Origin of the sequence: Mycolicibacterium lutetiense (assembly GCF_017876775.1) — a bacterium.
Taxonomy (GTDB): domain Bacteria; phylum Actinomycetota; class Actinomycetes; order Mycobacteriales; family Mycobacteriaceae; genus Mycobacterium; species Mycobacterium lutetiense.
Window position 1 is genome coordinate 870,430 of sequence record NZ_JAGIOP010000001.1, and the last position, 25,602, is coordinate 896,031.

Sequence of the window (25,602 nt, forward strand, 5' to 3'; positions counted from 1 at the left end):
GACGGGAATCGTCGATCCGGACACCCGCCGAGCCACTACGGTGTCCGGCATGACAGGTGTGGTGGTGACAGGTGCAGCGTCAGGGATCGGCCGGGCCAGCGCGGAGGCGCTGATCGCAGATGGTCGGCGCGTTGCGTTGTGGGACATGGCGCCCGAGGTCCGCGACGTGGCCGAAGGTTTGGGAATGCCCTGCGCGGTGATCGACGTGTGCGACACCGGTGCAATGACGGCGGCCGTCGAGGAGACGGCGCAGGCGTTGGACGGTATCGACGGACTGGTGCACGCCGCGGGGCGGGTACTCCCCGAACCGGTAGGCGCCTACACGGAAGAGTCCTGGGACGCGGTGCTGGACGTGAATCTGCGTGCGCAGGCGCTGTTGGTGCAACTGCTCCTGCCACACCTGGAGAAGTCCGCGAAAGACGGCGGATCACCGGCGGTCGTCGGCATCTCCAGCATCGAAGGCCTGGCCGCCAATCCGTTCATCCCGGCCTACTGCGCCTCCAAAGCCGGTCTGCTCGGCATGACGCGGTCGATGGCCGCACAGTTGGGCCCGTTGGGAATTCGTGTCAACGCGGTGTGCCCAGGCTTCATCCACACCCCGATGCTGCAGATCGCCGTGGACGTCGCGGAGATCCGTGCGAGCTTCGAACAGGCCGCACCGCTGGGCCGGCTCGGTCAGCCCGACGAGGTCGGGGCCGCGGTGGCGTTCCTGATGTCGCCGAAGGCGTCGTTCATCACCGGTACGCAGTTGGTGGTGGACGGGGGAGTGACCAGCCGTCACCCGTGACTCAATCGCTGGCGGGAAGCGGCTTGGCTTCCTTGAGGCTGAGCGCGGTGGTCCCGACCGAGAGCGTGCCGGCGCCGGCCTTGGTGACGAGCACCTCGGCACCGGCGTCGTCGACGTAGCGCTTGCCCATCAGGTTGCCGTCGGAGAATGCCGCGTCGATCGTTGCGCCCGAATCCTTGTCGGCGTCGAGGGCAACCATGGCGACACCGCCGGCCCGCAGATCGTCGAGGCTGTCGGCGCTGCGCACCACGATGACCTGGGTGTCGCACACCTGGCTCTGCAGGCGGGTGCCGTTCTTGATCATGCTGACTCCTTAGAAGCAGGTGCGAGTTCGTCGACGAGTTGGCGGCGTAGAACCTTGCCCGTCGGGTTGGTGGGCAGTTCATCGCGGAACACCACCCGGTCGGGGGTGCGTGATCCGCGCAGTTGCTTGCGGACATGATCGCGCAGCGCATCCGGGTCGGGAGAAGTGCCCTCGACGGGCACCACGACGGCCACGATGATCTGGCCCCATTGCGGGTCCTCGGGGCCGACGACGGCGACGTCGCGGACCTCGGGATGCTCGACGAGCACGTCCTCGATCTCGGCCGGGGCGATGTTCTCCCCGCCGCGGATGATCGTGTCGTCGGAGCGTCCACCGATGAACAGGTAGCCGCCCTCGTCGAGCATGGCGACATCCTTGGTGGGGAACCAGCCTTCGGCGTCGAGCACCGACCCGATGTCGGTGTAGCGGCCCGACACCTGCTCACCGCGCACGAACAGTTCACCGGTCTCGCCGGCGCCCAGGACGGCCCCGTCCTCGGAGCGGATCTGTGCCTCGATGCCCGGCACCACCTGGCCGACCGAGCCCAGCCGCCGGGCACTGGCCGCGTCCTCGGCGGCCAGTGCGTCGCGGTGATCGTCGGGGCCCAGAACCGCAATGGTGGAACTGGTTTCGGTCAATCCGTAGGCGTTGACGAAGCCGACATTCGGCAGCAGCTGCAGCGCCTTGCGGACCAGTGGCAGTGCCACCTTGGAGCCGCCGTAGGCGAGGTTGCGCAGGGTAGGTAGCTCGAGGCCGGCCTTCTCCAGTGCGGTGACGATGCGGTCCAGCATGGTCGGCACCACCGTCGCCGACGTGACGCCCTCGGCGCGCACCAGCTCGACCCACTTGGTGGCGTCGAAGTGGCGCAGGTACACCATCTTCCGGCCGGCGTACAGATTCGACATCGCTGCGCTGACCCCGGCGATGTGGTAGGGCGGGACGCAGATCAGGGCTGCGTCTTCTTCTGCCGCGGAGCCGAATTCGACGGTCCCGGTGATGTAGCTGGTGAGGTTGTTGTGGGTGAGCTCGACGGCCTTGGGACGCGAGGTGGTGCCCGAGGTGAACAGCACGACCGCGACGGCGTCGGGATCGGCGAACTCGGCTGTGGGCTGGGCGTTGCGCGCCGCGGCCAGGAACTCCTCGGAAGTCATGACCTGCTTGCCCGCTCCGGCGACCACGTCGGCGTACTCGGCATCGGCGACCACCAGCGCTTCGGGCAGGCGCTCGATCAGCTCCTGCAGGCCGTCGCGGCTGAGGCGGTAGTTCAGCGGGGTAAATGGGACGGCGGCGCGGGCCGAGGCGAACAGCAGCAGCGGAAGCAGTGCGCCGCCGGTGCCGACGTAGGCCACGTGGGCGGCCCCGGACGCGGCGATGACACCGGCCCCGCCGTCGGCCAGCGTGCTGAGCTCCTCGGTGGTCAGGCGCAGATCGTCGGACACCACCGCGGTGCGGTCGGGCCCGCCCGAGACCGCCATCTCCAGCAGTAGCGAGATGCTCATAGGCCCTGTCCTGGCGCGTCGATGAAGATGTCGATGATCGGATTATCCCCGCCGCCGTAGCGGGAGAGGTCGGTGACACCAGCGGAGGTGAGTACCTCCGAGTCGATGAAGGTCTGACCGTTCACCTTGGCCGCAGGGCGCGACAGGATCTCTACGGCCGCGTCCGCCATGATCTCGGGGCTGCGGGACTGCGAGGCCATCTTGTCGCCGTCGGCCAGGTTGGTCACCGCAGCGGTGGCGATGTAGGTCTCGGGCCACAGGCAGCTGAAACCGATTCCGGCGTCGGCGTACTCGGCGGCCCAACCCAACGACAGCAGGGTCATGCCGTACTTGGACAGGGTGTAGGACGGGTGGGCGCCCAGCCAGTAGGGGTTCATGTTCATCGGCGGGGCGAGCGTAAGCACCTGGGGATTGGTCGATTTGCGCAGGTGCGGTAGTGCGGCCTTGGTGAGCAGGAAGGTGCCGCGGACATTGATGTCCATCATCAGGTCGAACTTCTTGGCCGACAACGACTCGGTGGCGTCGGTCGAGATGGCGCTGGCGTTGTTGATCACGATGTCGACGCCGCCGAAGTGCTCGACTGCGGTCTCGACCGCGCGGGCCACATCCTCTTCCTTGCGTACATCGCCCACGACCGCGACACCCTTGCCGCCGGCGGCCTCCACCTCGGCGACAGCGGTGTACACGGTGCCGGAGAGCTTGGGGTGGGGTTCTGCGGTCTTGGCCAGCAGCACCACGTTCGCCCCGCGGCGGGCCGCGCCGAGCGCGATCGCCAGCCCGATCCCGCGGCTGCCGCCGGATACGACCAGCGTGCGATCGGTGAATGACTCTTGCTGGCTGGACATGGTCCTCCTCGTCGAGCGCAGCGTCCGCTATGCGCCGTGTATCAACCGTACCCAAATGGTATTGGCATTCTCATTTTTAGCAAGTGGCGTAATCGTCGGGCGGGGCGCCTGTCGAATCGGCGTCCACCAGACTTGTTCGGCCCCTCGTCGGCGGAGCCTAGGTGTGCAGGTCGGAGCGCTCCCGGCCAGTACAGGCGCCACATTTCCACCATGCGGTATTGGCATTCTCATTTTTAGCAAGTACGTTATCCACTGATGAGCGAGCAAGATGTCTCTCGTGTAGAGACCCCGTCTGGCATCCCGCTGGCGCCCGTCTACGGACCGGACGACCGTGCGGTCGAGCCGCCTGCCCCCGGGACCTACCCCTTCACCCGCGGCAACTTCGCCTCCGGCTACCGCGGGAAGACCTGGACCTTCCGGCAGTACTCCGGCTTCGGTACCGCCGAGGAATCCAACCGCCGGTACCGCTACCTGCTCGATCAGGGCGGGACGGGCCTGTCGGTGGCGTTGGACCTCCCGACGCAGTGTGGCTACGACTCCGACGACGAAGAGTACGGGGAAGAGGTCGGCCGCGTCGGCGTCGCCGTCGATACCCTGGCCGACGCCGAGATCCTGTTCGACGGCATCCCGCTGGACAAGATCAGCACCAGCTTCACGATCAACGGCACCGCGGCGATCCTGCTGGCCTTCTACGTCGCCGCAGCGGAGAAGAAGGGCGTGCCGCGCGAGAAGCTCACCGGCACGATCCAGAACGACATCCTCAAGGAGTACGCGTCGCGTGGCACCTGGATCTGGCCGCCCGAGCCGTCCCTGCGGCTGATCGCCGACACCATCGAGTTCTGCGCGGGTGAGGTGCCCCGGTTCAACGCGATCTCGGTGGCCGGTGCGCACTTCCGCGACGCGGGCGCCAACGCAGTACAGGAGATGTCCTTCACCCTCGCTGACGGTGTCACCTATTGCGACACCGTCGTCGAACGCGGCCGGATGACGATCGACAAGTTCGCCCCGCAGATCTCCTTCTTCTTCTACACCCACGGTGACTTCTTCGAGGAGATCGCCAAATACCGTGCGGGCCGGCGCCGTTGGGCCACTATCGTGCGGGAGCGCTACGGCGCGACCACCGACAAGGCCTCGATGTTCCGGTTCGGTTGTGTCGCCGGCGGTGCGTCCCTGTATGCCCCGCAGGCACAGAACAACCTGGTCCGGGTGGCCTACGAGTCGATGGCAGCTGTCCTTGGCGGCGTGCAGTCGATGTTCACCGCCGCCTGGGACGAACCATTTGCCCTGCCCAGCGAGGAGTCGGCCACGCTGGCGCTGCGTACCCAGCAGATCCTGGCGTATGAGACCGGCGTGACCAAGGTGGCCGACCCGCTCGGCGGGTCCTACTTCGTCGAGGCGCTGACCGATGCCACCGAGGCCAAGATCATCGAGATCATGGACGATTTGGAGAAGCACGGCGGGATGGTCCGCTGTATCGAGGATGGGTACCTGCAGGGCCTGATCGCCGACGAGGCGTACAAGATTCACCAAGAGACCGAGTCGGGCGAACGTCCGGTGGTCGGGGTCAATCGGTTTGTCACCGACGAGCCGGCGCCTGACATCGACACCTACGAGCTCGACGCCGAGGGCCGTGATCTACAGCTGAAGCGGCTGGCGAAGGTCAAGGCCGAGCGCGACGACGTTGCGGTCAAAGAAACCCTGGCCGCGTTGGCCAGGGGTGCCGAAGGCGACGACAACCTGATGCACCGGTTGATCGACTGCGCCAACGCCTATTGCACGGTGGGAGAGATGGTGACGACGTTGAAGTCCGTGTGGGGCGAGTTCCAGCAGCCGGTGGTGTTCTGATGGCAACTCGAGTACTTGTCGCCAAGCCCGGGCTGGACGGTCACGACCGCGGGGCCAAGATCGTCGCCCGTACCTTGCGTGACGCGGGTTTCGAGGTCATCTATACCGGGATCCGGCAGCGCATCGAAGACATCGTCTCGATTGCCCTGCAGGAAGACGTTGCCTTGGTGGGGCTTTCGATCCTTTCCGGTGCACACGTCGCGCTGACGACCCGGACCGTCGAGGCACTGCGGGCCGCTGAGGCCGGCGACATCGCCGTCGTCGTCGGCGGCACCATCCCGCAGTCCGACGTCCAGAAACTCCTCGATGCCGGTGCGGCGGCGGTGTTCCCGACCGGAACGTCGCTCGAAACTCTGGTGACCGATGTTCGTGCGCTGACAGAAAAGGTTTCGGAGTCATGAGGCTGGGTGTGATGATCGGGGCCGAGCGCGGCGATATGGCCCGCAAGGTTTCCAAGCTTGTCTCCGACATCCAGTGGGCGGAATCGGCCGGGCTGGACAGTGCATGGATGCCACAGGTGCCCAACGACTTCGACTGTCTGACGATGGTGGCGCTGATGGCAGCGAACACCACCCGCATCGAGCTCGGTACCGCAGTGGTGCCCCTGCAGGCCCAGCACCCGGTCGCACTGGCCCGCCAGGCGCTGTCGGTACATGCGATGTCCGCGGGTCGGTTGGCCCTGGGCGTCGGACCCTCGCACCACTGGATCGTGCGCGACATGCTGGGTCTGCCCTACGAGAAGCCCGCTGCCTACACGCGTGACTACCTTCAGGTGTTGAACACCGCCATCGCCGGTCCCGGACCCGTTGACGTCGAGAACGATTCGTTCACCGTGCACAACCCGACGGTGCTCGCCGCCGACACCCCGATGCCGGTGCTGGTATCGGCATTGGGCCCGGTGATGCTGCAGATCGCCGGTGAGCACGCCGACGGAACCTCGCTGTGGATGGCCGACGAGAAGGCGATCGGCGAGCACATCGCGCCGAAGATCAACAAGGCCGCGGCCGAAGCGGGCAAGCCTGCTCCGCGCATCGTCGCCGGAATTCCCGTCACGCTGTGCGCCAACTCCGAGATCGAGGCCGCCAAAGATCGGGCCAACCGCATTCTGGCCGAGGCCGAGACGTCGCCGAACTACCAGAAGCTGCTCGACCGGGGTGAGGCCCGCAATGTCGGCGATCTGTGCGCGGCAGGCGACATCGATCAGATCCTGCGTCGATTCCAAATGTTCGCCGATGCCGGCGTGACGGATCTGTCGGTGCGGCTGCTTCCGATCGGGGAGACCCGCGACGAGTTGATCGCGTCGAAGTACCGGACGCGTGAGGTGATCGCCGAACTCGCGAAGCGCGTGCGATGAGCGGTCCGCTGGCCGGCATCCGCGTCATCGAGGTCGGGGTCATGCTGGCCGGCCCGTACGCCACCATGATGCTGGCCGATCTCGGTGCCGAGGTGATCAAGGTCGAACCACCGGGCGGGGAGATCTCCCGTCAGGTCAGCGACAGCTATTTCGCCAGCCTCAACCGGGGTAAGCGCAGCATCTGCCTGGACCTCGCCTCTGAGGCTGGTCAGGCGAAACTCGGTGAGCTGGCGGCTGATTCGCATGCGCTGCTGGTGAACATGAAGCCGTCGGTGATTCGCCGGCTGGGCTTGACCTACGAGAATCTGCGGCACTTCAACCCCAAGCTCGTCTGTGTCGCGATGACGGGATTCGGGCTGGACGGGGGAGACGACCCGGCCTTCGACTACGTCATCCAGGCCGCCACGGGCGTGGCCGCGATGACCGGTGATCCCGACGGCCCGCCCACGCTGCCGGGCTACTCGTCGGCGGACAACTCGACGGGGCTGACCGCTGCGCTGGGCCTGCTGGCGATGATCGTCTCGGGCAAGGGCGGGCAGGTGGACGTCTCGCTTCGTGACGTCATGCTCTCGCAACTGAACTACCGCGCTTCGGCGTACCTCAACGACGGTGTCGCGCCGCGCCGCCATCCGTTCGGTGCCCATTCCTATTACGTACCTGCGCAACTGTTTCCGACCGCCGAAGGTTATCTGGCGTTGTTCATCACCCACGACGGGTTCTGGAAGTCGTTCGCCGGTGAGGCCGAGATCGCAGGTTTCGAGACCATGGCCGAGCGGGCCGGTCGGCGCGATGAAGTTCTCGACGTGGTGACTGCCGCGTTGGCGACCGATACCGCGGTGGGCTGGGAGTCACGGCTCAAGCCGCTGGGGATTCCGGCGGCGGCGGTACGTACTCTGCCGCAGGCGCTGGACGCCACACCCGAGATGCTGGTCACCGCGGGGGATTTCCGATTGGTGGGTAGCCCGGTGCACGTCGCCGGATATACGCCGGACTATCGATCCGCGCCGGTGTTCGATGAGTACGGCCAGAGTTCGCCGGTTTCTGCGCCAGGGTCGTGACCGCTCGGTCGTGCGGCCCTGCGGTAGAAACCGGCGGCGGCCTCGCCCCCGAGCTCAGTCCTCGTCGTAGGAGACCGTCACCGAATCGCAGTCGGGGACGGCCTGGCAGGTCAGCACGTAGCCCTCGGCCACCTCGTCGTCGTCGAGCGCGTCGTTGACCCTCATGGTGGCGGTGCCCTCGAGGAGCTTGGCCATGCAGGTGCCGCAGTTGCCGGCCTCGCAGGAGAACGGGGGCGTCATACCGGCCCGGCGCGCGCTCTCGAGCAGCGTCTCGCCGTGCCTGCGCGGCACGGATAACTGCTCGCGGTCGAAGACGATCGTGACCTTGCCGTCCACTTCGCTGCCGGCCATCGCTGCTGCGGTCATGCTGCTCCCCTGTGCAAGTACGTTCTGATATGAAGAGAATACCATTCTCGCTAAATGTTAGTATCTTCTCGGTGTGCTCGGCGCCCAGCGGTCGCTGGGGAAAGGGGTTGGATCTTGAGTAACCCCGCCGTGCTCGCGTTCGACGACCGCGAGTACACCCTGGCCGAGCTCGACGCGCTGACCAGCGGGATGGCCACTGCACTGGAGCATCGTGGCGTCAGGCCGGGTGATCGCGTCGCCATGATGTCGTCCAACCGCCCCGAATTCGTGGTGGCGTTGCGAGCCATCTGGGGTCTGGGAGCGGTGGCAGTACTGATCAGCCCGGCCTGGAAGGCCACGGAGGTGGCCCACGTCCTGGCGCTGACCGCGCCCAGCCATGCGGTGGGTGATCACGACGTACTTGCCGCACAGATTCCGATGCTGCATCTTGACGAGCCGATCACCCCGGGCCGTCGGCAGTTCGACCCGCCCGATCCGGACGTCGACGCGCTGTTCGTCTTCAGCTCGGGAACCACGGGCCTGCCCAAGGCGGTCCGGCACACCCACCGCGGGTTCGCCGCGGCCATCCGGCATTGGCGCGACGCGCTGGGTTTCACCTCCGCCGACCGTATGCAGATCATGACGCCGCCCTCGCACATCCTGGGCTTGCTCAACATCGCCATGGCGCTCGACACCGGTGCTTGGATACGTCTGCACCGCCGCTTCGATATCGACACCATGCTGCGCCACATCGAATCCGACCGGATCACGATCGAGATGGCCGTGGCGCCGATTGCTCTGGCCATGGCCGCGCACCCCGATCTGGGGCGCTATGACTTGTCCTCGCTGCGCTATGTGATGTGGTGCGCCACCCCGGTCACCCGCAGTGTCGCCGAAGCGGTCACCGAGCGCGCCGGGGTTCGGTGGCTGACTGCCTACGGCACCACCGAGCTTCCGGTGATCGCGTGTAATCCATTGGACGCCACCCACATCGACACGGTCGGCACTCCGGTGAGTGGGGTCGAGGTCCGTATCGGCGAGGACGGCGAGATCCAGGTGAAGTCGGACTCGGTGATGGCCGGCTACCTGCCGAAGGATGCCTCGGCGGGCGCATTCTGCGACGGCTGGTACTGCACCGGTGACATCGGCTATCTCGATGACGACGGGTACCTGCGCATCACCGACCGCTCCAAGGAGATGGTCAAGGTCCGTGGTTTTCAGGTAGCGCCCGCCGAGGTCGAGGCGGTGTTGCACGGTCATCCGGCCGTCACCGACTGCGCGGTATTCGGTATGACGGATGCGGCGGACGGAGAGGCCATTGTGGCCGCCGTGACCACACATTCTGCGGTGTCGGCCGAGGAACTCATCGATCTCGTCGGTGAGCGGCTGGCCTCGTACAAGCGGCCCAGCCGCGTGGAGTTCGTAACCGAGATACCCCGGTTACCTTCCGGAAAGGTATTGCGACGAGTGCTGAAGGAGCGGCATGGACGTTCGTCTGACGTCTGAACAGCAGCAGCTGCGAGAGGCCGCAGCAAAACTGGCCGACGATCTGGGACCGGGAGCGGTCGGAGAGTTGTCGGATGAAGGCCGGATCGCCCGGTTGGAAAGCACGGTCGCCGCCACCGAGTGGCGCACCCTGCGGTCCGACGGTGCCTCCGGCGTCGAGGTGGCGATCGTCGCCGAGGAGTTCGGGCGCGGTCTCGTCGACGTGCCGTTCCTCGGACCGGTGCTGGCCGACGATCTGGCGCGCCGGCTCGATCGTGAGGTGGATACCGGCACCGGCGAAGCTGCTACTGCCGGTGTGGATCTGACCCGCAGCACGGCGGGTGTGGTCGAGTCACCCGGTGAGCTCGGCGAGCTGTCGAGCGAGGACGCCCTGCGTTGGCAGGCGTTGGCGCTGACCGCGACGAGCGCCGATCTGGTCGGTGCGGCACGCGGTGCACATGCACTGGCCGTGGACTACGCGAAAGTCCGTGAGCAGTACGGCTCGACGATCGGCTCGTATCAGGCCGTCGCGCACCTGCTGGCCGAGGGCCTGGCCTTGATCGAGGGTTCGATCAGCGTCTTGCGCCATGCGGCGTGGGCGGTCGACGAGCTGCCGGCGGCCGAAGCCGTTCGGGCCGCCAAGATCGCCAAGGTCTATTGCGCGCGTGCCGCACGCACGGTGTGCGAGACCTCGATCCAGGTGCACGGCGGTATCGGCAACACCTGGGAATGCCTGGCGCACGTGTACCTGCGTCGGGTTCTGGTGGCCACCGAGTTGTGGCCCGTCAAGGTAGAGGACATCGATCTTGGACTTTCGTGATTCATCCGAGGAAGCTGCCTTCCGGGACCGGCTGCGGACCTGGCTGGCGGATAACGCCGCGTCGTTCAAGGCGTCCGGCGACGATTACTGGTCCCGCATGGGGGAGTGGCATCAGGCCCTCTATGCCGCAGGGTTTTTCGGCACCTCGTGGCCGAAGGAGTTCGGCGGCCAGGACTTGCCGCCGGTCTACGACGTCATAGTCGACGAGGAACTGGCCCGGGCCGGCGCGCCACCTAGGCCCAGCCTCGGCTACCTGGTGGTGGGCCTGGGTCACCACGGCGGCAAGGAGCTGCAGCAGCGGTTCCTGCCGGGGATGATCAACGGCACCGAGCGCTGGTGCCAAGGCTTTTCGGAGCCGGGCGCCGGTTCGGACCTGGCCTCGCTGACCACAACGGCCACGCGGGACGGCGACAACTACATCATCAACGGGCACAAGATCTGGACCAGCTACTCCGATGTGGCGGACTGGTGCCTGGTGCTGGCCCGTACCGACAAGGACGTGGCACGGCACAAAGGCATCTCGGCGTTCATCGTCTCGATGCACCAGGACGGCATCGAGCAGCGCCCGTTGCAGATGATCAACGGTGTCACCACGGAGTTCGGTCAGGTGGCTTTCGACGGTGCGGTGGTGCCGGCCTCGAACATGGTGGGTGAGCCGGGCGACGGTTGGCGCCTGGCCATGACGGTGGTCAGTCATGAGCGCGAGCCGTCGACCCTCGGGTATTCGGCACGCTATGGAAAACTGGTGCGGGAGATGGCTTCTCGCGTCGAGGGCAAGGTGCCTGAAGATCTGGCCTGGGCCGGGGTGCAGGCCGAGATGCTGCGTCTGCACGTGCGTCGGCGGCTGTCGGAACAGCTCGACGGACTCAAGCACGGTCCGGAGGGCTCGCTGGACAAGCTGCTGATGACCTGGGTCGAGCAGTCGGTCGGGCATGCCGCGCTCTCGGTGACCGGAACCACCGATCCCGAACTGCTCAGCGCGTATCTGTACAGCCGGGCCCAGAGCGTCATGGGCGGCACGTCACAGATCCAGAAGAACATCATCGCGTCACGAATTCTCGGACTGGGAGTCTAGCCAGATGTACGGAATGCCAGAAGAAATCGATGTGCAGGCCGACGGTGCGCTGCGCATCATCACGCTGAACCGCCCCGATGCGCTGAACGCGGTCAACGACAATCTGCATGTCGGGCTGGCGCGGCTATGGGAAGCGCTCAACGAGGATGCCGACGCGCGTGCCGCGGTGATCACCGGTGCGGGACGGGCTTTTTCGGCTGGGGGCGACTTCAACTACCTCGACGAGCTACGCCGCGACGAGGCCTTGCGTCAGAAGACGATCAAGCACGGCCGGGACCTCGTCATCGGTATGGTGCGCTGCCGCATCCCGGTGGTGGCCGCGGTGAACGGTCCGGCGGTCGGCCTGGGCTGCAGCCTGGCCGCGCTGTCGGACATCGTCTACATGGCCGAGACCGCGCACTTCGCCGATCCGCATGTGCAGATCGGACTGGTGGCCGCCGACGGTGGTCCGCTGGTGTGGGGTTCGCAGATCAGCCTGTTGCAGGCCAAGGAGTTTGCGCTCACCGGTGTGCGGATCAAGGCTCAGCGAGCGTTGGAACTGGGCCTGGCCAACCACGTGGTCGAGGACCCGCTGGCCGAGGCGATCGCCTGCGCCAAGAAGCTCCTCGACCTGCCCAAGCAGGCCGTCGAGGCCACCAAGCGGTTGATGAACATCCAGTTGGAGCAGCAGGTGATGGCGTCGCTGGACTACGCCAACCTGGCCGAGTACGTGTCGTTCGGCACCGCTGACTTCAATCGGATCGTGGATGGCCTGATCGCCAAGAACTGATCGCGCTCGCCCTGCGCCGAATGGCCACTTATGGCCCGCGAATCACTGAATAGCGTGCTGTAAGTGGCCAATGGGCGTGATCACTAGAAGGTGAGGGCCTCGGAGCGCTGGACGGTGCCGGTGACGCCGCCGGCGTCCTGGCCGGCGAGTCGTACGGCCGCGTGGCCCATGGCCTCCGGCGGCTCGACCATCTCCGGCGGGATCTTCAACCCGCTGCCACCGGCCTGCCAGCCCTCGGTCAGGACCACACGTGACGGGCTCAGGCAGTTGACAGCGATGTTGTCACCGCGCAGATCGGATGCGAGCCCGAGGTAAAGGCGTTCGGCAGCGGCCTTGGAAACCCAGTAGGCGTTGGCGCCGTGCTCGATCATGTCGACGCCGGTGGTGGTGATTGCGATGAGTGACCCGCTACCGCGCTTGCGCACCTCCGGGATGACGGCCTTGGTCACCAGGAACACCCCGGTGAGGTTGACATCGAGGCACAGTTGCCAGCGCTTGAGCGGCGTGCTCTCCACCGGGCCGAGCCACAGCACTCCGGCGTTGGCGACCAGGATGTCGATACCACCGAACTCCGAAACTGTCTTGGCGACAGCCTTGTTCACCGATTCTTCATCGGTGACGTCGCAGGCGACCGGCAGCGCGTGTCCGCCCGCATCGTTGATGGCTGCGGCCACCGATCCGATGGTGCCGGGGAGTTTGCCCCGCTCCTCTGAGCGGGCGGCCACGGCCACTGCGGCACCTTCGGCGGCCAGTGCGGCAGCGATCGTCGCGCCGATACCGCGGCTGGCACCGGCGACGAAGGCGACCTTTCCGGTCAGGTTCATCGCGACAGACTATTACTTCGGCGGGAAGCGCAATGCCCCATCAAGACGAATGATTTCGCCGTTGAGATAGTCGTTTTCGATGATGCTCTGGGCCAGCTGGGCATACTCGGTCGAGCGGCCCATGCGCTTGGGGAACGGCACCTGCGGGCCCCAGTACTGCTCGAGCTGATCGGCGGCCTTGCCGTACGCGGGGGTGTTGATGGTGCCGGGGGCGATGGTGCACACCCGGATGCCCAGCGGCGACAGGTCGCGCGCGGCGACGAGCGTCATGCCGAGCACGCCGCCCTTGGCAGCCGAGTAGGGCAGCTGGCCGATCTGGCCTTCGTAGCCGGCGATCGATGCGGTGTTGACGATGACGCCGCGGCCGCCTTCCTCGAGCGGGTCGGTCTTGGCGATCGCCGCGGCCGACAGTCTCATCACGTTGAACACTGCGGTCAGGTAGAACTCGATGGTCTTCTTGAACCCGTCGAGGTCCAGCGGGGACCCGTCCTTGCCGACCAGGCGGCCGCCGGCGGCGGGCCCACCGTGGGTGTCGACCGAGATGCGTAGGGGAGCAAGGGCCTCGGCCTCGGCGATGGCGGCGAGCACCGATTCCTCGGAGGTGGCGTCGGTGGGCACGTAGCGAACACCGAGCTCCTTCTCCAGCTTGGCGCCCTTCTCGTCGGCCAGGTCCGCGACGACCACCTTGGCGCCTGCGGCCTGCAAGCGGCGGACGGTCGCTTCACCAAGGCCACCCGCACCGCCGACGACGATCGCAGAACTACCGGCGATTTGCATACGGTTCCCCTTCTTGCAACTAAGACTCTCGGACTGCGAGAATAACATTCTCTTATCGGGTAAACCAGGGAGCAGATCTATGCCTGAAGCCGTCATCGTGTCCGCGTTGCGTACCCCTATCGGCACAGCCAAGAAGGGAACGCTGCGCGATACCGATGCGTACTCGCTGGCCGACCATGTGGTGCGGGCGGCGATGGAAAACCTTCCTGCCGACCTCGCCGCGTCGGTCGACGACGTGATTCTGGGCGAGGGGTTGTACGGCGGCGGCGTCATCGCCCGTCATGCCGCCATTACCGCAGGCCTCACCACGGTCCCCGGTGCATCCATCAATCGGCACTGTGCCGCAGGTCAGGCGGCTGTGCAGACCGCGGCCGCCGGCATCCGCGCCGGGATGGACCGGTTGATCCTGGCCGGTGGCGTCAACTCGGCCTCGACGTCGCCCCGGTTCATCCGCGCGGCCGGCAGCGCCAAGGACGCCGAGTGGGTGAACTGGTTCCCACCCACCCATCCGGACCGTCCGGACGCACCGAACATGGACATGTCGATCACGGTCGGCTGGAATGCCGCGGTCAAGGCCGGGGTGAGCCGTGAGGAGATGGACCAGTGGGCGTTGGACTCGCACCTCAAGGCCATCGCGGCGATTGACGAGGGCCGGTTCAAGGAGGAGATCGTCGGAATCCAGACTCCGCACGGGCTGTTCGACACCGACGAGCATCCGCGCCGGGACACCACCTTGGAGAAGTTGGCCGCGCTCAAGCCGCTGCATCCCGAGATCGAAGGATTCTCCATCACCGCGGGCAATGCGTGCGGGGCCAACGATGCGGCTGCACTGCTCACCATCGCGAGTGACACACTCGGACTACCCGCCTTGGCCACCATCAAGTCCTGGGCGTCGGTGGGTGTCGACCCCGCGTTCACCGGCCTGGCGCCGGTCGAAGCAATCACGAAAGCCCTTGATCGGGCCGGACTTTCACTGTCCAATGTGGACCTGTTCGAGATCAACGAGGCCTTCGCGGCGATGTGCGTGGCCACAGTCAAGCTGCTCGGCATCGATCCGGCGATCGTCAACGTCAGCGGCAGCGGATGCTCACTGGGTCATCCGGTGGCCGCCACCGGCGCGCGGATGCTGGCCACGATGGTCCACGAGCTGCGCCGACGCGGCGGCGGTATTGGTGTGGCCGCGATGTGCGCCGGCGGCGGAATGGGCTCGGCGACCGTCATCGAGGTGGACGGAGCCGCCCCGGCGGCGACATGAAATACAGCGCCGTAGGCTTTTTCCCAATGACGAAGCACAAGATCGACGAGCTCATCACCGCGGCGCGCGGTGGGTCTCAGCGTGCCGTCGGGCGCCTGCTGAGCCTGGTCGAAAGTGACCGTCGCGACGAGGTTCTCGCAGTGCTGGGTCCCTCGTCGCCGCGCGTCATCGGGATTACCGGCCCGCCCGGGGCCGGAAAGTCGACGACCGTCGGCGTTCTCGTCGGCGCCTACCGGGAGCGCGGTCTGCGGGTCGCCGTGCTCGCGGTGGACCCGTCGTCCCCGTACAGCGGGGGAGCGCTGCTGGGAGACCGGATCCGGATGGCGGCCCACATCAACGACCCCGACGTGTTGATCCGCTCGGTGGCCACCCGTGGACATCTGGGCGGGCTGGCCGCCGCCGTGCCGGCGGCGATCAGGCTGCTGGCCGCGCTGTCCTACGACCTGATCGTCCTGGAGACCGTGGGTGTGGGGCAGTCGGAGATCGAGATCGCCGCGATCGCCGATCCGACCGTGGTGATCCTCAATCCCGGTGCGGGGGACGCGGTGCAGGCCGCCAAAGCCGGTCTGCTGGAGGTCGCCGACCTGGTGGTGGTGAACAAGGCGGACCGTGAGGGTGCCGATCAGACTGCCCGTGATCTGCGGGCAGAGGCTCATGTTCCGGTGCTCAAACTCGTTGCGGCCCAAGGGGAGGGCCTGGCCGAGCTGGTCGAGGCCATCGACGCGCACCACCGTGCCGACACTCCGGAGCGTCGTAGCGCGCGGGCCAGGACCCAGATCTTGTCACTGGCCCAGACCTTGCTGCGCAACCACGCGGAGTTGGACGGGCTGGCCACCGCGGTGGCCGACGGCACCACCGACCCGTACACGGCGGCAGCGCAATTGATTGCCGACTCAGTCCGCTGAGTCGGGGAGCGCGATCACCCGCCGCATGGTGGCGAGCAGTTCGGCCTGCAGGGCCTCGTCGTCGAGGTCGGCTACCAGTGGATGCATCACCGCCACGCTGATGACCCCGGACAGCACGGCCGCATGGACCCTCGCGGAGTCTCCCGACTGGTCGCCCAGCATCGCCGCGTAGAGCCGGTCGATGAACTGCTGAAACGGCTCGTGTTCGGCCAACAGGCGGACCACTACCGGGTCGAATTGCAGTGTGCTGGCGGCACGGCGACGCGATACCGCCATGGCGATCACCCGGGTGAGCAGGATTTCGCGGGCCCGGGTGGGTGACCCTTCGGCCTCGGCCGCCTCCAGCGACTCCTCCAGCTGGCCGAGTTCGCGCTCGGTGAGCGCGATGACGATGGCTTCCTTCGTCTTGAACTGGTGGTAGACCGCGGATTTCGTGACCCCGATGGTGTCGGCGATCATCTGCAGCGACGTGCCACTGACCCCGTGCTCGGCGATCAGCTCCAGAGCCGCATCGAGGATGCGGGTCTGCGCAGCGCTGCGCGGGGCCCAGAGCGCGTCTCGAGCAGTCACCGAAATCAGCTGACCGACTTGCCGGTTGCTGCGGTGTATCCGCTGCGGTAGCCGAACACCATCGCGGGCCCCAGCGTGCCACCGGCCCCGCCGTACGCCTTGCCTGTCACCCCGCCCATCGCGTTGCCCGCGGCGAACAAGCCTGGGATGGGGGAGCCGTTGACGTGCAGGACACGGCCGTCTCGGTCGGTGCGCGGGCCACCCTTGGTGCCCATCGCGCCGATCTTGACCGGCACCGCGTAGAACGGCGCGGTGTCGAGTGGACCCAGCGTCTGCCCGGCCGGGGTGGCTGCCGAATTGTCGCCCCAGTAGCCGTCGTACGCACTGGATCCGCGGCCGAAGTCGGGGTCGACCTCGCCCGCGACGCTGTCATTCCAGCGGTGCAGCGTCTCGGCCAGGCCCACCGGGTCGATACCGGTCTTGGCGCCGAGTTCGGCGAGGGTGGCTGATTCGCAGAACCAGTCCGGTACCGCCTCGCCGGGTTCGACGCCGAGGAAGCCGTAGCGCTGCAGGTGCACGGAATCGAAGACGATCCAGGCCGGATCGTTGGCGTACCCGAGCTTGGGGTCGAGGTACTGGAAGGCGCCGGCCATGGAGTTGTATTCGCCTGCCTCATTGAGGAAGCGCTTGCCGGCCCGGTTGACGATGACACTGCGCGGGCGGGTGCGTTCCAGCCGCACGCTGCGGCTGCGTGGATGTCCGTCGATGGTGTCGCCGGGGATCTGCACGATCGGAACCCACCATGCCTCACCCATGTTGGCCAGGTCGGCACCGTGCGACATGGCCATGCGCAGTCCGTCACCGGTGTTGTTCGGTGGCGACACCGCACCGCGCATCGGCCCGCGCAGGTAGGCCTCAACCAGGGTGGCGTCCCATTCGAATCCACCGGTGGCCAGCACCACGCCGCTGCGGGCACGCACGGTGATATCTGCTCCGTCGACACGGATGTGCACGCCTTCGATGCCGTCGGCGTCACCGATCAGCTCGACGGCACGGGCCTCGGTGACCGGCTGGATACCGCGGTCGAGCAGCCCGCGCAGCAGTCCGGCGATCAGTGCGGTGCCCGCCACACACAGGTCGGCCTCGGGATCCTCGTAGACGGCGTGGATACGGGCCCGGGTTTCCGCGTCGATGCCCACATTGCTGAAATCGGCAGGGAAGGAGGTGATCCGGTCCCGCCAGGTGCCGAGCTTGCCCTGATCCACCGGACCCGCGCTCAGTGAGCGGCCACCACCGGGGCGCCCGCCGGGCAGTTCGGGCTTGTAATCGGGAAAGCCTTCGGCGACGGCGAAGCGCAGCTCACTGTGTTCCTCGACGAAGTCGAGCATCGTCTGGCCGGTCCGGACGAAGGTGTCCACCAGATCGGAATCCATGTAGCCCAGTGATTGGGCCTGCAGGTAGTCCACCGCGTCCGAAACCGGCAGCGGACCGTCGGCGCTGCGGTCGTGGGCGGGGATCCATACGATGCCGCCGGAGACCGCGGTCGTGCCGCCGACCGTCGGTGCCTTCTCGTAGATCGCGACCGATGCGCCGTTGACCGCGGCAGTCAGCGCCGCGGTGAGTCCGGCGCCCCCGCTGCCCAGCACGATGACGTCGACCTCGTCATCCCAGTCATATTCGGTACGGGTCACTGTCATTCCCTTTCAGTACAGGATCGCCGATAGTTCGTTCGCTGCTCGGACCACCGCGTCCTTGCCGCCCAGTACGACGTCTTCGCGGTGCGAGATCAGGTTGATGCAGGTGGGCGGCGACGGCAGGCGTCGACGCACGGGTACCGCAAGGCCATAGGTGTCCGGTTCGATCTCGCCGTGGGTGATCACCCAGCCCTGTTCGCGGGTTTCGCGGACCAGTTCGCGTTCACCGGGACGTGGCGGCATGCTCGCCAGCAGCGCGGCCCCGGCCGCGCCGCGGTCGAGGGGGTGCCGGCTGCCTTCGTGGAAGGACAGTTGGTAGAACACCTGCGTCGGGACGATGACCGCCACGGCTACCTGCTGATCACCCTCGGCCACCAGCAGGGACACCGTGCTGCCGAGCTCGTCGGCCAGTGCGCGCAGGGTCGGGACGCTGAGTTGGCGCATGTTGTTGTCGAAGGACGAACCGAGTGCGACCAGCCCGGCGCCGGGCCGGTAGCGCCCGTCTTCACCCTTTGTCACATAACGGAATTGGCTCAGGGTGGCCAGCAGCCGGTAGGCGATCGTGCGATGGGCTCCGACGTGGTCGGCGACCTGTTGCACGGTGAGCCCGGTCGGGGCTGCGGCGATGGCCGCGAGCGCGCTCAGTCCGCGCGCCAGCGTCTGCGAACCGGGTGCTCCGGTGGGAGTGCCGTCGGTCTTCGATGGTGCCTGCGGCTGGGTTGCCTTGGCCGGCATCGCGCCCCTCCTTGACAGATAGAACCGCGAGAGTGATGCTCTGATAATAATGCACGTGGGTGTGCGCTATGTGAGCAAAGTGCTTACAAATTCGGAGAATATCATTCTCCCAACCTCCGGAGAGGGGATCATGACTAGCACTGCCGCCGGACCGGTATCCGGCTCCGTTTCGGCTCCCGGGCACGAGAGTGTCTGGGCTGACCTGCAGGGCGTGGCGTTCTCGCAGGGCTACCTCGATGTGGGCGGGGTCCGTACCCGCTACTTGCATGCCGGTGACCGGAAACTTCCTGTGCTGGTTCTGCTGCACGGTTCGGGCGGCCATGCCGAGGCCTACGTGCGCAATCTGGAATCCCACGCCGAGCATTTCTCGACCTGGTCGATCGACATGCTCGGTCATGGCTACACCGACAAGCCGGGCCACCCGCTGGAGGTGTCGCACTACGTCGATCACCTGATCGGCTTCCTCGACGCCATCGGTGCGCAGCGAGCCCACATCTCGGGTGAATCGCTGGGCGGTTGGGTGGCGGCGCGGGCCGCTGCCGATCATCCCGACCGCATCGACCGGTTGGTCCTCAACACCGCCGGTGGATCGCAGGCCGATCCCGAGGTGATGAAGCGGATCATCATGCTGTCGATGGCGGCCGCCGAGAACCCGACGTGGGAAACCGTGCAGGCCCGGATCAAATGGTTGATGGCCGACAAGACAAAGGATTACGACGACATCGTGGCCAGCCGGCAGGCCGTGTACCGCCAGCCCGGTTTCGTGGGCGCGATGAGCGATATCATGGCACTGCAGGATCCGGAGATCCGCGCACGGAACCTGCTGGGGGAGAAGGAATACGGCTCGATCACCGCGCCGACCCTGGTGTTGTGGACCAGTGACGACCCGACCGCGGACGTCAGCGAAGGTCGGCGCATCGCCTCGATGATCCCGGGTGCGGCATTCGAGGTGATGCCGGATTGTGGGCACTGGCCGCAGTACGAAGACCCCGAGACCTTCAACCGCCTGCATCTGGACTTTCTGCTGGGGACCTCGCGTGACTGACCAAGTGGTCGACGTCATCATCGTCGGGGCTGGGCCGGTTGGCCTGACCCTGGCGAATGTCCTTGGAATCCAGGGTGTCCGGACACTCGTGGTGGAGGAACGCGACACGCTCATCGACTACCCGCGTGGTGTCGGCCTCGATGACGAATCGCTGCGTACCTTCCAGTCCATCGGGCTGGTGGAGGGGATTCTTCCGCACACGGTGCCCAATCAGATCCTGCGGTTCTACGACGGCAACCGCCGGTTGCTGGCCGAAATGGCTCCCCCGGATGCCCGATTCGGCTGGCCCAAGCGCAACGGATTCGTTCAGCCGCTGGTCGACGCGCAGCTGCTGGCCGGGCTGGACCGGTTCGACCACGTGCAGGTGGCCTGGGGGCGTCGGATGGATTCGGCCGTCGAGACCGCCGACGGGGTGAAAGTCGACTTCGGTCCGGAGATCCCCACGGTACAGGCGCGCTACCTGGTCGGGTGCGACGGCGGACGCAGTGTCACCCGCCGCATCGCGGGGGTGTCGTTCGACGGCACAACGTCGGCGACTCGCTGGGTGGTGGTGGATCTGGCCAATGATCCACTGGGGCATCCCAACAGCGAGGTCGGTGCCGATCCGGACCGGCCGTACGCATCAATTTCGATCGCCCACGGTATCCGCCGGTTCGAGTTCATGATCCACGCCGACGAAACCGACGAGCAGGCGGAAGATCCCGAGTTCGTGGCCCGGCTGCTGGCCCCGTACGTCCCACATCCCGACAAGGTCGACGTGATCCGTCGCCGCGTCTACACCCACCATTCCCGCATCGCGGGGAACTTCCGCAAGGGCCGGTTCCTGCTGGCCGGCGATGCCGCGCACCTGATGCCGGTGTGGCAGGGGCAGGGCTACAACAGCGGTATCCGCGACGCGGCCAACCTGGGCTGGAAGCTGGCCGCGGTGGTCAACGGCCAGGCCGGCGATGCGCTGCTGGACAGTTACGACACCGAGCGTCGCAAGCACGCCCGGGCGATGATCGACCTGTCCACGTTGGTGGGACGGGTCATCTCGCCCACCAACCGCAAGGTCGCGGTGTTGCGGGACAAGCTCATTCGCGGTGCTTCGGTGGTTCCGGCGCTCAAGCGCTACGTACTCGAGATGCGGTTCAAGCCGATGCCGCGCTACGAGCAGGGCGCGGTCTACCACCCGAAGCCGCCGACGGCCGACTCGCCCGTGGGCACCTTGTTCATCCAACCTCGGGTCGATACCCGCGAACAGTCGAACGTGCTCCTCGATGACGTGATCGGACTGAACTTCGCGGTGCTGTGCTGGAACAACAATCCTCGCGCGCTGCTCGGCGAGGAGGCCTATGAACGCTGGAAAGCGCTGGGCGCGACGTTCATTGCCGCCCGGCCGCAGACCCAGCTGTTCTGGACCGGGCACGACGCCGACCACGATGACGGGTCCGTGGTGATCGTCGGGGACTGTACGGGCGCGCTGAAATCGTGGTTCGACGTACACGCTGAATCGGTGCTGGTGCTGCGCCCGGACCGGTGTATCGCCGGGGCCGACATCGCCCAGCGCGCCCCAGAGCTCAGCGCAGCCTTGTTCGACGTCCTGCATCTGATGGAGGGAGGAGTGAACGGTGCCAGTAGCCCTGTGCTGTATGTCCCACAGCCCACTGCTGAATCTTCCGGGACCGTCGGCTGAGCTCCTCGACGAGATCGGCTCGGCGCTCGGTCGTGCTCGTGACTTTGTTACCGACTACGACCCTGAACTGGTCGTGACCTTCTCCCCGGATCATTACAACGGGTTCTTCTACCGGCTGATGCCCCCGTTCTGTATCGGCACCGCCGCGTCCGGAGTCGGGGACTACGGAACGCACCAGGGTGCGCTGGACGTCGCAGGCGACATCGCGCAGCAATGCGCGGAGGCGGTGTGGGAGTCCGGTGTCGACATTGCGATCTCGACGAGCATGGATGTCGACCACGGCACCGTGCAGCCGCTGCAGGAGTTGTTCGGCGAGGCGACCGCGCATCCCGTCGTGCCGATCTTCATCAACTCGGTGGCCACACCGCTGGGGCCGTTGTCGCGCTCCCGCGCACTCGGTGCAGCCGTCGGCACGTTCCTGGGCACCCTCGACAAGCGGGTGCTGGTGCTGGGATCCGGTGGCCTGTCACATGACCCGCCGGTGCCTACGCTGGCCACCGCACCGCCGGCCGCGCTGGACCGGATCGTGCACGGGGCCCCGATGACCGACCAACAGCGGATGGCCCGGCAGAGCGCGGTGAGCCAGGCTGCGCACGACTTCGCACACGGTGACAGTGCGTTACGGCCGCTGAACCCGGAGTGGGACCACGGCCTGCTGGAGATCTTCGACGAGGGCCGGCTGACCGATCTGGACAGCTGGTCCAATGGCTTCATCGCCAGCGAAGGGGGTAACTCGGCGCACGAAATCCGCACCTGGGTAGCCGCATTCGCGGCGCTCGCAGCCAGTGGGCCGTACCGGACCGGAAATCACTTCTACCGGGCGGCACCGGAATTGATCGCAGGATTCGCAATCAGGACGGCGGTAGGGATCGCAGCATGACTTCAGACACCACTGCACAGACGGCCGATGAGGGCTTCGACGAAACGGTGGACGTGCTCGTCGTCGGTTCCGGGGGCGGCGGCATGACGGCTGCGCTGGCGGCCGATGCGGCCGGCCTCAAAACCCTCGTGGTCGAAAAGTCCTCCCACTTCGGCGGTTCCACCGCACTTTCCGGTGGCGGTATCTGGGTGCCCGGGGCGCCGTCGCAGCGCCGGGCCGGTTATGTGCCCTCACCGGACGGGGTGTTCGACTACCTCAAGCAGATCACCGAGGGCACCGTCAGCGATGCCAGGCTGCGCAAGTACGTCGAGGCCGCACCCGAGATGATGGACTTTCTCGAGCACAACAGCGACTGGTTCGAGTTCGTCTGGAAGCCCGGCTACGCCGATTACTACCCGGAGCTGCCGGGTGGCTCCGCCCAGGGCAGCACGATCAATGTTCCGGAAATCGATCTGCGCCGGCTCGGCGAGCACGAGCAGGAGTTGCTGGCCCCGTTGGCGCTGGCCCCCAGGGGAATCTGGTTTGCCCCCAAGGATCTTCGGCTGTTCTACCAGGTCAGGCAGAACTGGCGCGGCAAGGCAGTGCTGCTGAAACTCATCTGGCGGATGGTGCGGGCCCGGGTGTTCGGTGACCGGATGGCGGCGATCGGCCAGTCGCTGTCCGCCCGGATGCGGCTGGCGCTCAAGCAGCACGACGTCCCGCTGTGGCTGGACGCGCCGATGACCTCGCTGATCTCCGGTGCGGACGGCGCGGTGCTGGGCGCGGTCATCGAAAGAGATGGGCGGGCGGTCAGAATCCAGGCCACCGGGGGAGTGATCCTGGCCTCCGGCGGCTTCGACCATGACATGGCGTGGCGTAAGGAACATCTGCCGCTGCTCGAGAAGGATTGGAGTTTCGGCAATCCGGCGGCCACCGGTGACGGTATCCGGGCCGGTGAGAAGGCCGGCGCCGCGACCGAACTGCTCGATGAGGCGTGGTGGTTCCCGGCCATCTGCTGGCCCGACGGACGGCTGCAGTTCATGCTCAACGAGCGGATGATGCCGTCGCAGTTCGTGGTCAACGGCGAGGGCAAGCGGTTCATCAACGAGGCTGCGCCCTATATGGACTTCGCCCACGCCATGATCGAGGGACAGCAGTCCGGTATCGACCACATCCCGTGCTGGCTCGTCACCGACATCGACTCGTTTCACCGTTACGTGGTGGGCGGGCACCTGCCCATCCCCAAGATCCCGTTCGCGCCGGTTCCCACCGGGCGCAAGGTTCCGCAGGCCTGGATGGACTCCGGCGTCGTGGTCGAAGCGCACAGCTGGGCGGAGTTGGCCGGTAAAATCGGTGTGCCGGAACAGAATCTGCGGGCAACCGCCGAGCGGTTCAACCAGTTGGCGCACAGCGGGCACGACGACGACTTCAACCGCGGCGACAGCGCGTACGACAACTACTACGGGGACCCGACCCTGCCGAACCCCAATCTGCGTCCACTCGGCAAGCCGCCGTACTACGCATTCCAGATCATCCTCGGCGACCTGGGCACCTCCGGCGGGCTGCGCACCGACGAGTATGCCCGGGTCCTGCGTGCCGACGAGTCGGCCGTGGCCGGGTTGTATGCGGTGGGCAACGTCTCGGCGGCGGTCATGGGCCGCAGCTACGCCGGCGCGGGCGCAACGATCGGGCCCGCGATGACCTTCGGGTATGTGGCAGCCAGACACATCGCCGATCTCCAAGCTGAACAGCTTGTCGCACAACCTGCTTCACACACCGTCAATCATCAAGTCCAGGACAACGTCAGCAACACCCCAGGAGGAAACCGATGAAGATTTCGCTGTTCTACGAGTTCCCACTGCCTCGGCCGTGGTCGGAGGATGACGAACATCAGCTGTTCCAGAACGGACTGACCGAGGTCGAGGCGGCCGACAAGGCCGGCTTCTCCACCGTCTGGCTGACTGAGCACCACTTCCTGGAGGAGTACTGCCACTCGACCGCGCCGGAAATGTTCCTGGCCGCAGCCAGCCAGCGCACCAAGGACATTCGGTTGGGTTTCGGTGTCATGCACCTGCCACCGCCGATCAACCACCCGGCCCGCATCGCCGAGCGCGTCGCCACCCTGGATCACCTGTCCAACGGACGGGTCGAGTTCGGCACCGGTGAGGGCTCCTCGGTCGCCGAGTTGGGCGGTTTCGACATCGACCCGGCGGACAAGCGCACCATGTGGGAAGAGGCCCTCGAGGTCTCCATCCGCTGTATGACCGAAGCCCCGTTCACCGGCTTCAAGGGCGAGCACGTCGAGATGCCTGCCCGCAACGTGATCCCCAAGCCGCTGCAGAGCCCGCACCCGCCGGTCTGGGTGGCTTGCACCCGCCCGTCGTCGGTGCAGATGGCGGCCCAGAAGGCCATCGGTGCACTGAGTTTCGCCTACACCGGCCCCGAGGCGCTCAAGGAGCGCGTCGACGGTTACTACCAGGAATTCGAAGAGCGCGGTGCGCCGATCACCCCGGCGATCAACCCCAACATCCTGGCCATCGGCGGTGACCTGTCGATGATGGTGGCCAAGTCCGACGACGAGGCACTCAAGCGGCTGGGCATCGGCGGTGGCTTCTTCTCGTTCGGGATCATGCACTACTACCTGACCGGCATGCACACCCCCGGGCGCACCAAGGTGTGGGAGCGCTACCAGGAAGCGGTCAAGGAGGATCCGACGCTGGCCTACGGGCCCGGTCGCGGCGCCATCGGTTCGCCCGACACCGTGCGCGAATTCCTGCGCAGCTACGAGGCGAGCGGGGTCGACGAGATCATCCTGTTGCTCAACCCGCGCAGCCACGAGGGCACCATGGAATCCATCGAGATCATGGGCAAAGAGATCCTGCCCGAGTTCATCGAGCGCGACGCAAAGGCCGTGGCGAACAAGGCCAAGCGTCTGGCGCCGGTGATCGAGAAGGTCGAGGCGCGTCGCCGTCCGTCCGACGCCCCGCTGTTCGACGAGACCTACGCCTTCGGTGGCCTGCCCACCGGCCGCGACAAGTTTACCGCCGGTGAGATCCCTGAGGCGATGGCCGAGATCAACGAGGGCCGGGTCAAGGCGGCGCAGGCGGAGAAGGAAGCCCGCGGAAACGCGAGCTGAG

The 25,602-nt window shown here is 66.6% G+C and carries 25 protein-coding genes; 16 read left to right on the forward strand and 9 right to left on the reverse strand.

Features of this window, described 5'->3' with window-relative positions:
• The first annotated feature begins 49 nt into the window (after positions 1-49).
• The gene (locus tag JOF57_RS04260; RefSeq protein ID WP_209913927.1) at positions 50-787 is read left to right on the forward strand and encodes an SDR family NAD(P)-dependent oxidoreductase; all 738 of its coding nucleotides are present in this window, start codon (positions 50-52) and stop codon (positions 785-787) included.
• Position 788: 1 nt separating this feature from the next.
• Here JOF57_RS04260 and JOF57_RS04265 read toward each other — a convergent pair whose 3' ends face one another.
• The 3 genes from JOF57_RS04265 to JOF57_RS04275 are packed head-to-tail and all read right to left on the reverse strand — an operon-like array spanning position 789 to position 3,435.
• Complete coding sequence (locus tag JOF57_RS04265) at positions 789-1,091, reverse strand: hypothetical protein (RefSeq protein WP_209913929.1); 303 nt, start codon at positions 1,089-1,091, stop codon at positions 789-791.
• On the reverse strand, positions 1,088-2,590 hold the full coding sequence (locus tag JOF57_RS04270) for a class I adenylate-forming enzyme family protein (protein WP_209913931.1): 1,503 nt from the start codon (positions 2,588-2,590) through the stop codon (positions 1,088-1,090). The genes JOF57_RS04265 and JOF57_RS04270 overlap by 4 nt, the downstream gene beginning before the upstream one ends.
• Positions 2,587-3,435, reverse strand: a complete 849-nt coding sequence (locus tag JOF57_RS04275) for an SDR family oxidoreductase (protein ID WP_209913933.1) — start codon at positions 3,433-3,435, stop codon at positions 2,587-2,589. Before JOF57_RS04275 ends, JOF57_RS04270 begins: the two co-directional genes overlap by 4 nt.
• 255 nt (positions 3,436-3,690) lie before the next feature.
• Between JOF57_RS04275 and JOF57_RS04280 the strand changes: the two genes are divergently transcribed.
• The 4 genes from JOF57_RS04280 to JOF57_RS04295 are packed head-to-tail and all read left to right on the forward strand — an operon-like array spanning position 3,691 to position 7,692.
• Positions 3,691-5,280, forward strand: coding sequence for a methylmalonyl-CoA mutase family protein (locus tag JOF57_RS04280; RefSeq protein WP_163668899.1), 1,590 nt, complete (start codon positions 3,691-3,693; stop codon positions 5,278-5,280).
• Positions 5,280-5,681, forward strand: coding sequence for a cobalamin B12-binding domain-containing protein (locus JOF57_RS04285; protein ID WP_066898572.1), 402 nt, complete (start codon positions 5,280-5,282; stop codon positions 5,679-5,681). The genes JOF57_RS04280 and JOF57_RS04285 overlap by 1 nt, the downstream gene beginning before the upstream one ends.
• Entirely contained in the window at positions 5,678-6,634 is a 957-nt protein-coding gene (locus tag JOF57_RS04290; RefSeq protein WP_209913938.1) for an LLM class F420-dependent oxidoreductase, read from the forward strand. The genes JOF57_RS04285 and JOF57_RS04290 overlap by 4 nt, the downstream gene beginning before the upstream one ends.
• On the forward strand, positions 6,631-7,692 hold the full coding sequence (locus JOF57_RS04295) for a CaiB/BaiF CoA transferase family protein (RefSeq protein WP_209913941.1): 1,062 nt from the start codon (positions 6,631-6,633) through the stop codon (positions 7,690-7,692). The genes JOF57_RS04290 and JOF57_RS04295 overlap by 4 nt, the downstream gene beginning before the upstream one ends.
• Before the next feature lie 54 nt (positions 7,693-7,746).
• Here JOF57_RS04295 and JOF57_RS04300 read toward each other — a convergent pair whose 3' ends face one another.
• Positions 7,747-8,058 carry a 2Fe-2S iron-sulfur cluster-binding protein gene (locus JOF57_RS04300; protein WP_209913944.1) on the reverse strand — a complete coding sequence of 104 codons (312 nt, stop codon included), beginning with the start codon at positions 8,056-8,058 and terminating at the stop codon, positions 7,747-7,749.
• Between the two features lie 114 nt (positions 8,059-8,172).
• Here JOF57_RS04300 and JOF57_RS04305 point away from each other — a divergent pair, with 114 nt between their 5' ends.
• From JOF57_RS04305 to JOF57_RS04320, 4 genes are read left to right on the forward strand one after another with little or no spacing between them, the layout of a single operon-like run.
• A complete protein-coding gene (locus tag JOF57_RS04305) occupies positions 8,173-9,543 on the forward strand; it encodes a class I adenylate-forming enzyme family protein (RefSeq protein ID WP_209913947.1) in 1,371 nt (456 codons plus the stop codon).
• Positions 9,521-10,342 (forward strand): acyl-CoA dehydrogenase family protein, encoded by an 822-nt coding sequence (locus tag JOF57_RS04310; RefSeq protein ID WP_209913950.1) that lies wholly within the window; start codon positions 9,521-9,523, stop codon positions 10,340-10,342. The genes JOF57_RS04305 and JOF57_RS04310 overlap by 23 nt, the downstream gene beginning before the upstream one ends.
• Positions 10,329-11,417, forward strand: coding sequence for an acyl-CoA dehydrogenase family protein (locus JOF57_RS04315; protein WP_209913952.1), 1,089 nt, complete (start codon positions 10,329-10,331; stop codon positions 11,415-11,417). Before JOF57_RS04310 ends, JOF57_RS04315 begins: the two co-directional genes overlap by 14 nt.
• Before the next feature lie 4 nt (positions 11,418-11,421).
• A complete protein-coding gene (locus JOF57_RS04320; protein WP_209913955.1) occupies positions 11,422-12,186 on the forward strand; it encodes an enoyl-CoA hydratase/isomerase family protein in 765 nt (254 codons plus the stop codon).
• Between the two features lie 83 nt (positions 12,187-12,269).
• Here JOF57_RS04320 and JOF57_RS04325 read toward each other — a convergent pair whose 3' ends face one another.
• Together JOF57_RS04325 and JOF57_RS04330 are read right to left on the reverse strand one after the other, a co-directional pair.
• Positions 12,270-13,010, reverse strand: a complete 741-nt coding sequence (locus JOF57_RS04325) for an SDR family NAD(P)-dependent oxidoreductase (RefSeq protein ID WP_209913959.1) — start codon at positions 13,008-13,010, stop codon at positions 12,270-12,272.
• Positions 13,011-13,022: 12 nt separating this feature from the next.
• Positions 13,023-13,787 (reverse strand): SDR family NAD(P)-dependent oxidoreductase, encoded by a 765-nt coding sequence (locus JOF57_RS04330; RefSeq protein WP_209913965.1) that lies wholly within the window; start codon positions 13,785-13,787, stop codon positions 13,023-13,025.
• 79 nt (positions 13,788-13,866) lie between these two features.
• Between JOF57_RS04330 and JOF57_RS04335 the strand changes: the two genes are divergently transcribed.
• Both JOF57_RS04335 and meaB read left to right on the forward strand, forming a co-directional pair.
• On the forward strand, positions 13,867-15,042 hold the full coding sequence (locus JOF57_RS04335) for a thiolase family protein (protein ID WP_209913969.1): 1,176 nt from the start codon (positions 13,867-13,869) through the stop codon (positions 15,040-15,042).
• A gap of 26 nt (positions 15,043-15,068) precedes the next feature.
• On the forward strand, positions 15,069-15,947 hold the full coding sequence (gene meaB, locus JOF57_RS04340) for a methylmalonyl Co-A mutase-associated GTPase MeaB (RefSeq protein WP_209913971.1): 879 nt from the start codon (positions 15,069-15,071) through the stop codon (positions 15,945-15,947).
• Here meaB and JOF57_RS04345 read toward each other — a convergent pair.
• Genes JOF57_RS04345 through JOF57_RS04355 form a run of 3 tightly spaced genes read right to left on the reverse strand, consistent with a single transcriptional unit; the run spans position 15,936 to position 18,886 of the window.
• Entirely contained in the window at positions 15,936-16,517 is a 582-nt protein-coding gene (locus JOF57_RS04345) for a TetR/AcrR family transcriptional regulator (RefSeq protein WP_407666532.1), read from the reverse strand. The genes meaB and JOF57_RS04345 overlap by 12 nt on opposite strands.
• A gap of 5 nt (positions 16,518-16,522) precedes the next feature.
• Entirely contained in the window at positions 16,523-18,154 is a 1,632-nt protein-coding gene (locus JOF57_RS04350; RefSeq protein WP_209913974.1) for an FAD-dependent oxidoreductase, read from the reverse strand.
• Positions 18,155-18,160: 6 nt separating this feature from the next.
• Positions 18,161-18,886, reverse strand: a complete 726-nt coding sequence (locus JOF57_RS04355; RefSeq protein WP_209913976.1) for an IclR family transcriptional regulator — start codon at positions 18,884-18,886, stop codon at positions 18,161-18,163.
• Positions 18,887-19,016: 130 nt separating this feature from the next.
• Here JOF57_RS04355 and JOF57_RS04360 point away from each other — a divergent pair, with 130 nt between their 5' ends.
• Genes JOF57_RS04360 through JOF57_RS04380 form a run of 5 tightly spaced genes read left to right on the forward strand, consistent with a single transcriptional unit; the run spans position 19,017 to position 25,601 of the window.
• Positions 19,017-19,931: an alpha/beta fold hydrolase gene (locus JOF57_RS04360; protein ID WP_209913979.1), complete on the forward strand. Its 915-nt coding sequence runs from the start codon at positions 19,017-19,019 to the stop codon at positions 19,929-19,931.
• Positions 19,897-21,606, forward strand: a complete 1,710-nt coding sequence (locus tag JOF57_RS04365; RefSeq protein ID WP_407666554.1) for a bifunctional 3-(3-hydroxy-phenyl)propionate/3-hydroxycinnamic acid hydroxylase — start codon at positions 19,897-19,899, stop codon at positions 21,604-21,606. Before JOF57_RS04360 ends, JOF57_RS04365 begins: the two co-directional genes overlap by 35 nt.
• Positions 21,563-22,486 carry a 3-carboxyethylcatechol 2,3-dioxygenase gene (locus tag JOF57_RS04370; RefSeq protein WP_234937707.1) on the forward strand — a complete coding sequence of 308 codons (924 nt, stop codon included), beginning with the start codon at positions 21,563-21,565 and terminating at the stop codon, positions 22,484-22,486. The genes JOF57_RS04365 and JOF57_RS04370 overlap by 44 nt, the downstream gene beginning before the upstream one ends.
• Positions 22,483-24,297: an FAD-binding protein gene (locus JOF57_RS04375; RefSeq protein ID WP_209913986.1), complete on the forward strand. Its 1,815-nt coding sequence runs from the start codon at positions 22,483-22,485 to the stop codon at positions 24,295-24,297. Before JOF57_RS04370 ends, JOF57_RS04375 begins: the two co-directional genes overlap by 4 nt.
• The gene (locus tag JOF57_RS04380; RefSeq protein WP_209913987.1) at positions 24,294-25,601 is read left to right on the forward strand and encodes an LLM class flavin-dependent oxidoreductase; all 1,308 of its coding nucleotides are present in this window, start codon (positions 24,294-24,296) and stop codon (positions 25,599-25,601) included. The genes JOF57_RS04375 and JOF57_RS04380 overlap by 4 nt, the downstream gene beginning before the upstream one ends.
• Position 25,602: the final 1 nt, after the last annotated feature.

Bases quoted from the DNA above. Each gene is read 5' to 3' on its own strand.
- JOF57_RS04260 (WP_209913927.1), top strand. From the start codon at position 50: ATGACAGGTGTGGTGGTGACAGGTGCAGCGTCAGGGATCGGCCGGGCC.
- JOF57_RS04265 (WP_209913929.1), bottom strand. From the start codon at position 1,091: ATGATCAAGAACGGCACCCGCCTGCAGAGCCAGGTGTGCGACACCCAG.
- JOF57_RS04270 (WP_209913931.1), bottom strand. From the start codon at position 2,590: ATGAGCATCTCGCTACTGCTGGAGATGGCGGTCTCGGGCGGGCCCGAC.
- JOF57_RS04275 (WP_209913933.1), bottom strand. From the start codon at position 3,435: ATGTCCAGCCAGCAAGAGTCATTCACCGATCGCACGCTGGTCGTATCC.
- JOF57_RS04280 (WP_163668899.1), top strand. From the start codon at position 3,691: ATGAGCGAGCAAGATGTCTCTCGTGTAGAGACCCCGTCTGGCATCCCG.
- JOF57_RS04285 (WP_066898572.1), top strand. From the start codon at position 5,280: ATGGCAACTCGAGTACTTGTCGCCAAGCCCGGGCTGGACGGTCACGAC.
- JOF57_RS04290 (WP_209913938.1), top strand. From the start codon at position 5,678: ATGAGGCTGGGTGTGATGATCGGGGCCGAGCGCGGCGATATGGCCCGC.
- JOF57_RS04295 (WP_209913941.1), top strand. From the start codon at position 6,631: ATGAGCGGTCCGCTGGCCGGCATCCGCGTCATCGAGGTCGGGGTCATG.
- JOF57_RS04300 (WP_209913944.1), bottom strand. From the start codon at position 8,058: ATGACCGCAGCAGCGATGGCCGGCAGCGAAGTGGACGGCAAGGTCACG.
- JOF57_RS04310 (WP_209913950.1), top strand. From the start codon at position 9,521: ATGGACGTTCGTCTGACGTCTGAACAGCAGCAGCTGCGAGAGGCCGCA.
- JOF57_RS04320 (WP_209913955.1), top strand. From the start codon at position 11,422: ATGTACGGAATGCCAGAAGAAATCGATGTGCAGGCCGACGGTGCGCTG.
- JOF57_RS04325 (WP_209913959.1), bottom strand. From the start codon at position 13,010: ATGAACCTGACCGGAAAGGTCGCCTTCGTCGCCGGTGCCAGCCGCGGT.
- JOF57_RS04330 (WP_209913965.1), bottom strand. From the start codon at position 13,787: ATGCAAATCGCCGGTAGTTCTGCGATCGTCGTCGGCGGTGCGGGTGGC.
- JOF57_RS04335 (WP_209913969.1), top strand. From the start codon at position 13,867: ATGCCTGAAGCCGTCATCGTGTCCGCGTTGCGTACCCCTATCGGCACA.
- meaB (WP_209913971.1), top strand. From the start codon at position 15,069: ATGACGAAGCACAAGATCGACGAGCTCATCACCGCGGCGCGCGGTGGG.
- JOF57_RS04350 (WP_209913974.1), bottom strand. From the start codon at position 18,154: ATGACAGTGACCCGTACCGAATATGACTGGGATGACGAGGTCGACGTC.
- JOF57_RS04355 (WP_209913976.1), bottom strand. From the start codon at position 18,886: ATGCCGGCCAAGGCAACCCAGCCGCAGGCACCATCGAAGACCGACGGC.
- JOF57_RS04360 (WP_209913979.1), top strand. From the start codon at position 19,017: ATGACTAGCACTGCCGCCGGACCGGTATCCGGCTCCGTTTCGGCTCCC.
- JOF57_RS04370 (WP_234937707.1), top strand. From the start codon at position 21,563: ATGTCCCACAGCCCACTGCTGAATCTTCCGGGACCGTCGGCTGAGCTC.
- JOF57_RS04375 (WP_209913986.1), top strand. From the start codon at position 22,483: ATGACTTCAGACACCACTGCACAGACGGCCGATGAGGGCTTCGACGAA.
- JOF57_RS04380 (WP_209913987.1), top strand. From the start codon at position 24,294: ATGAAGATTTCGCTGTTCTACGAGTTCCCACTGCCTCGGCCGTGGTCG.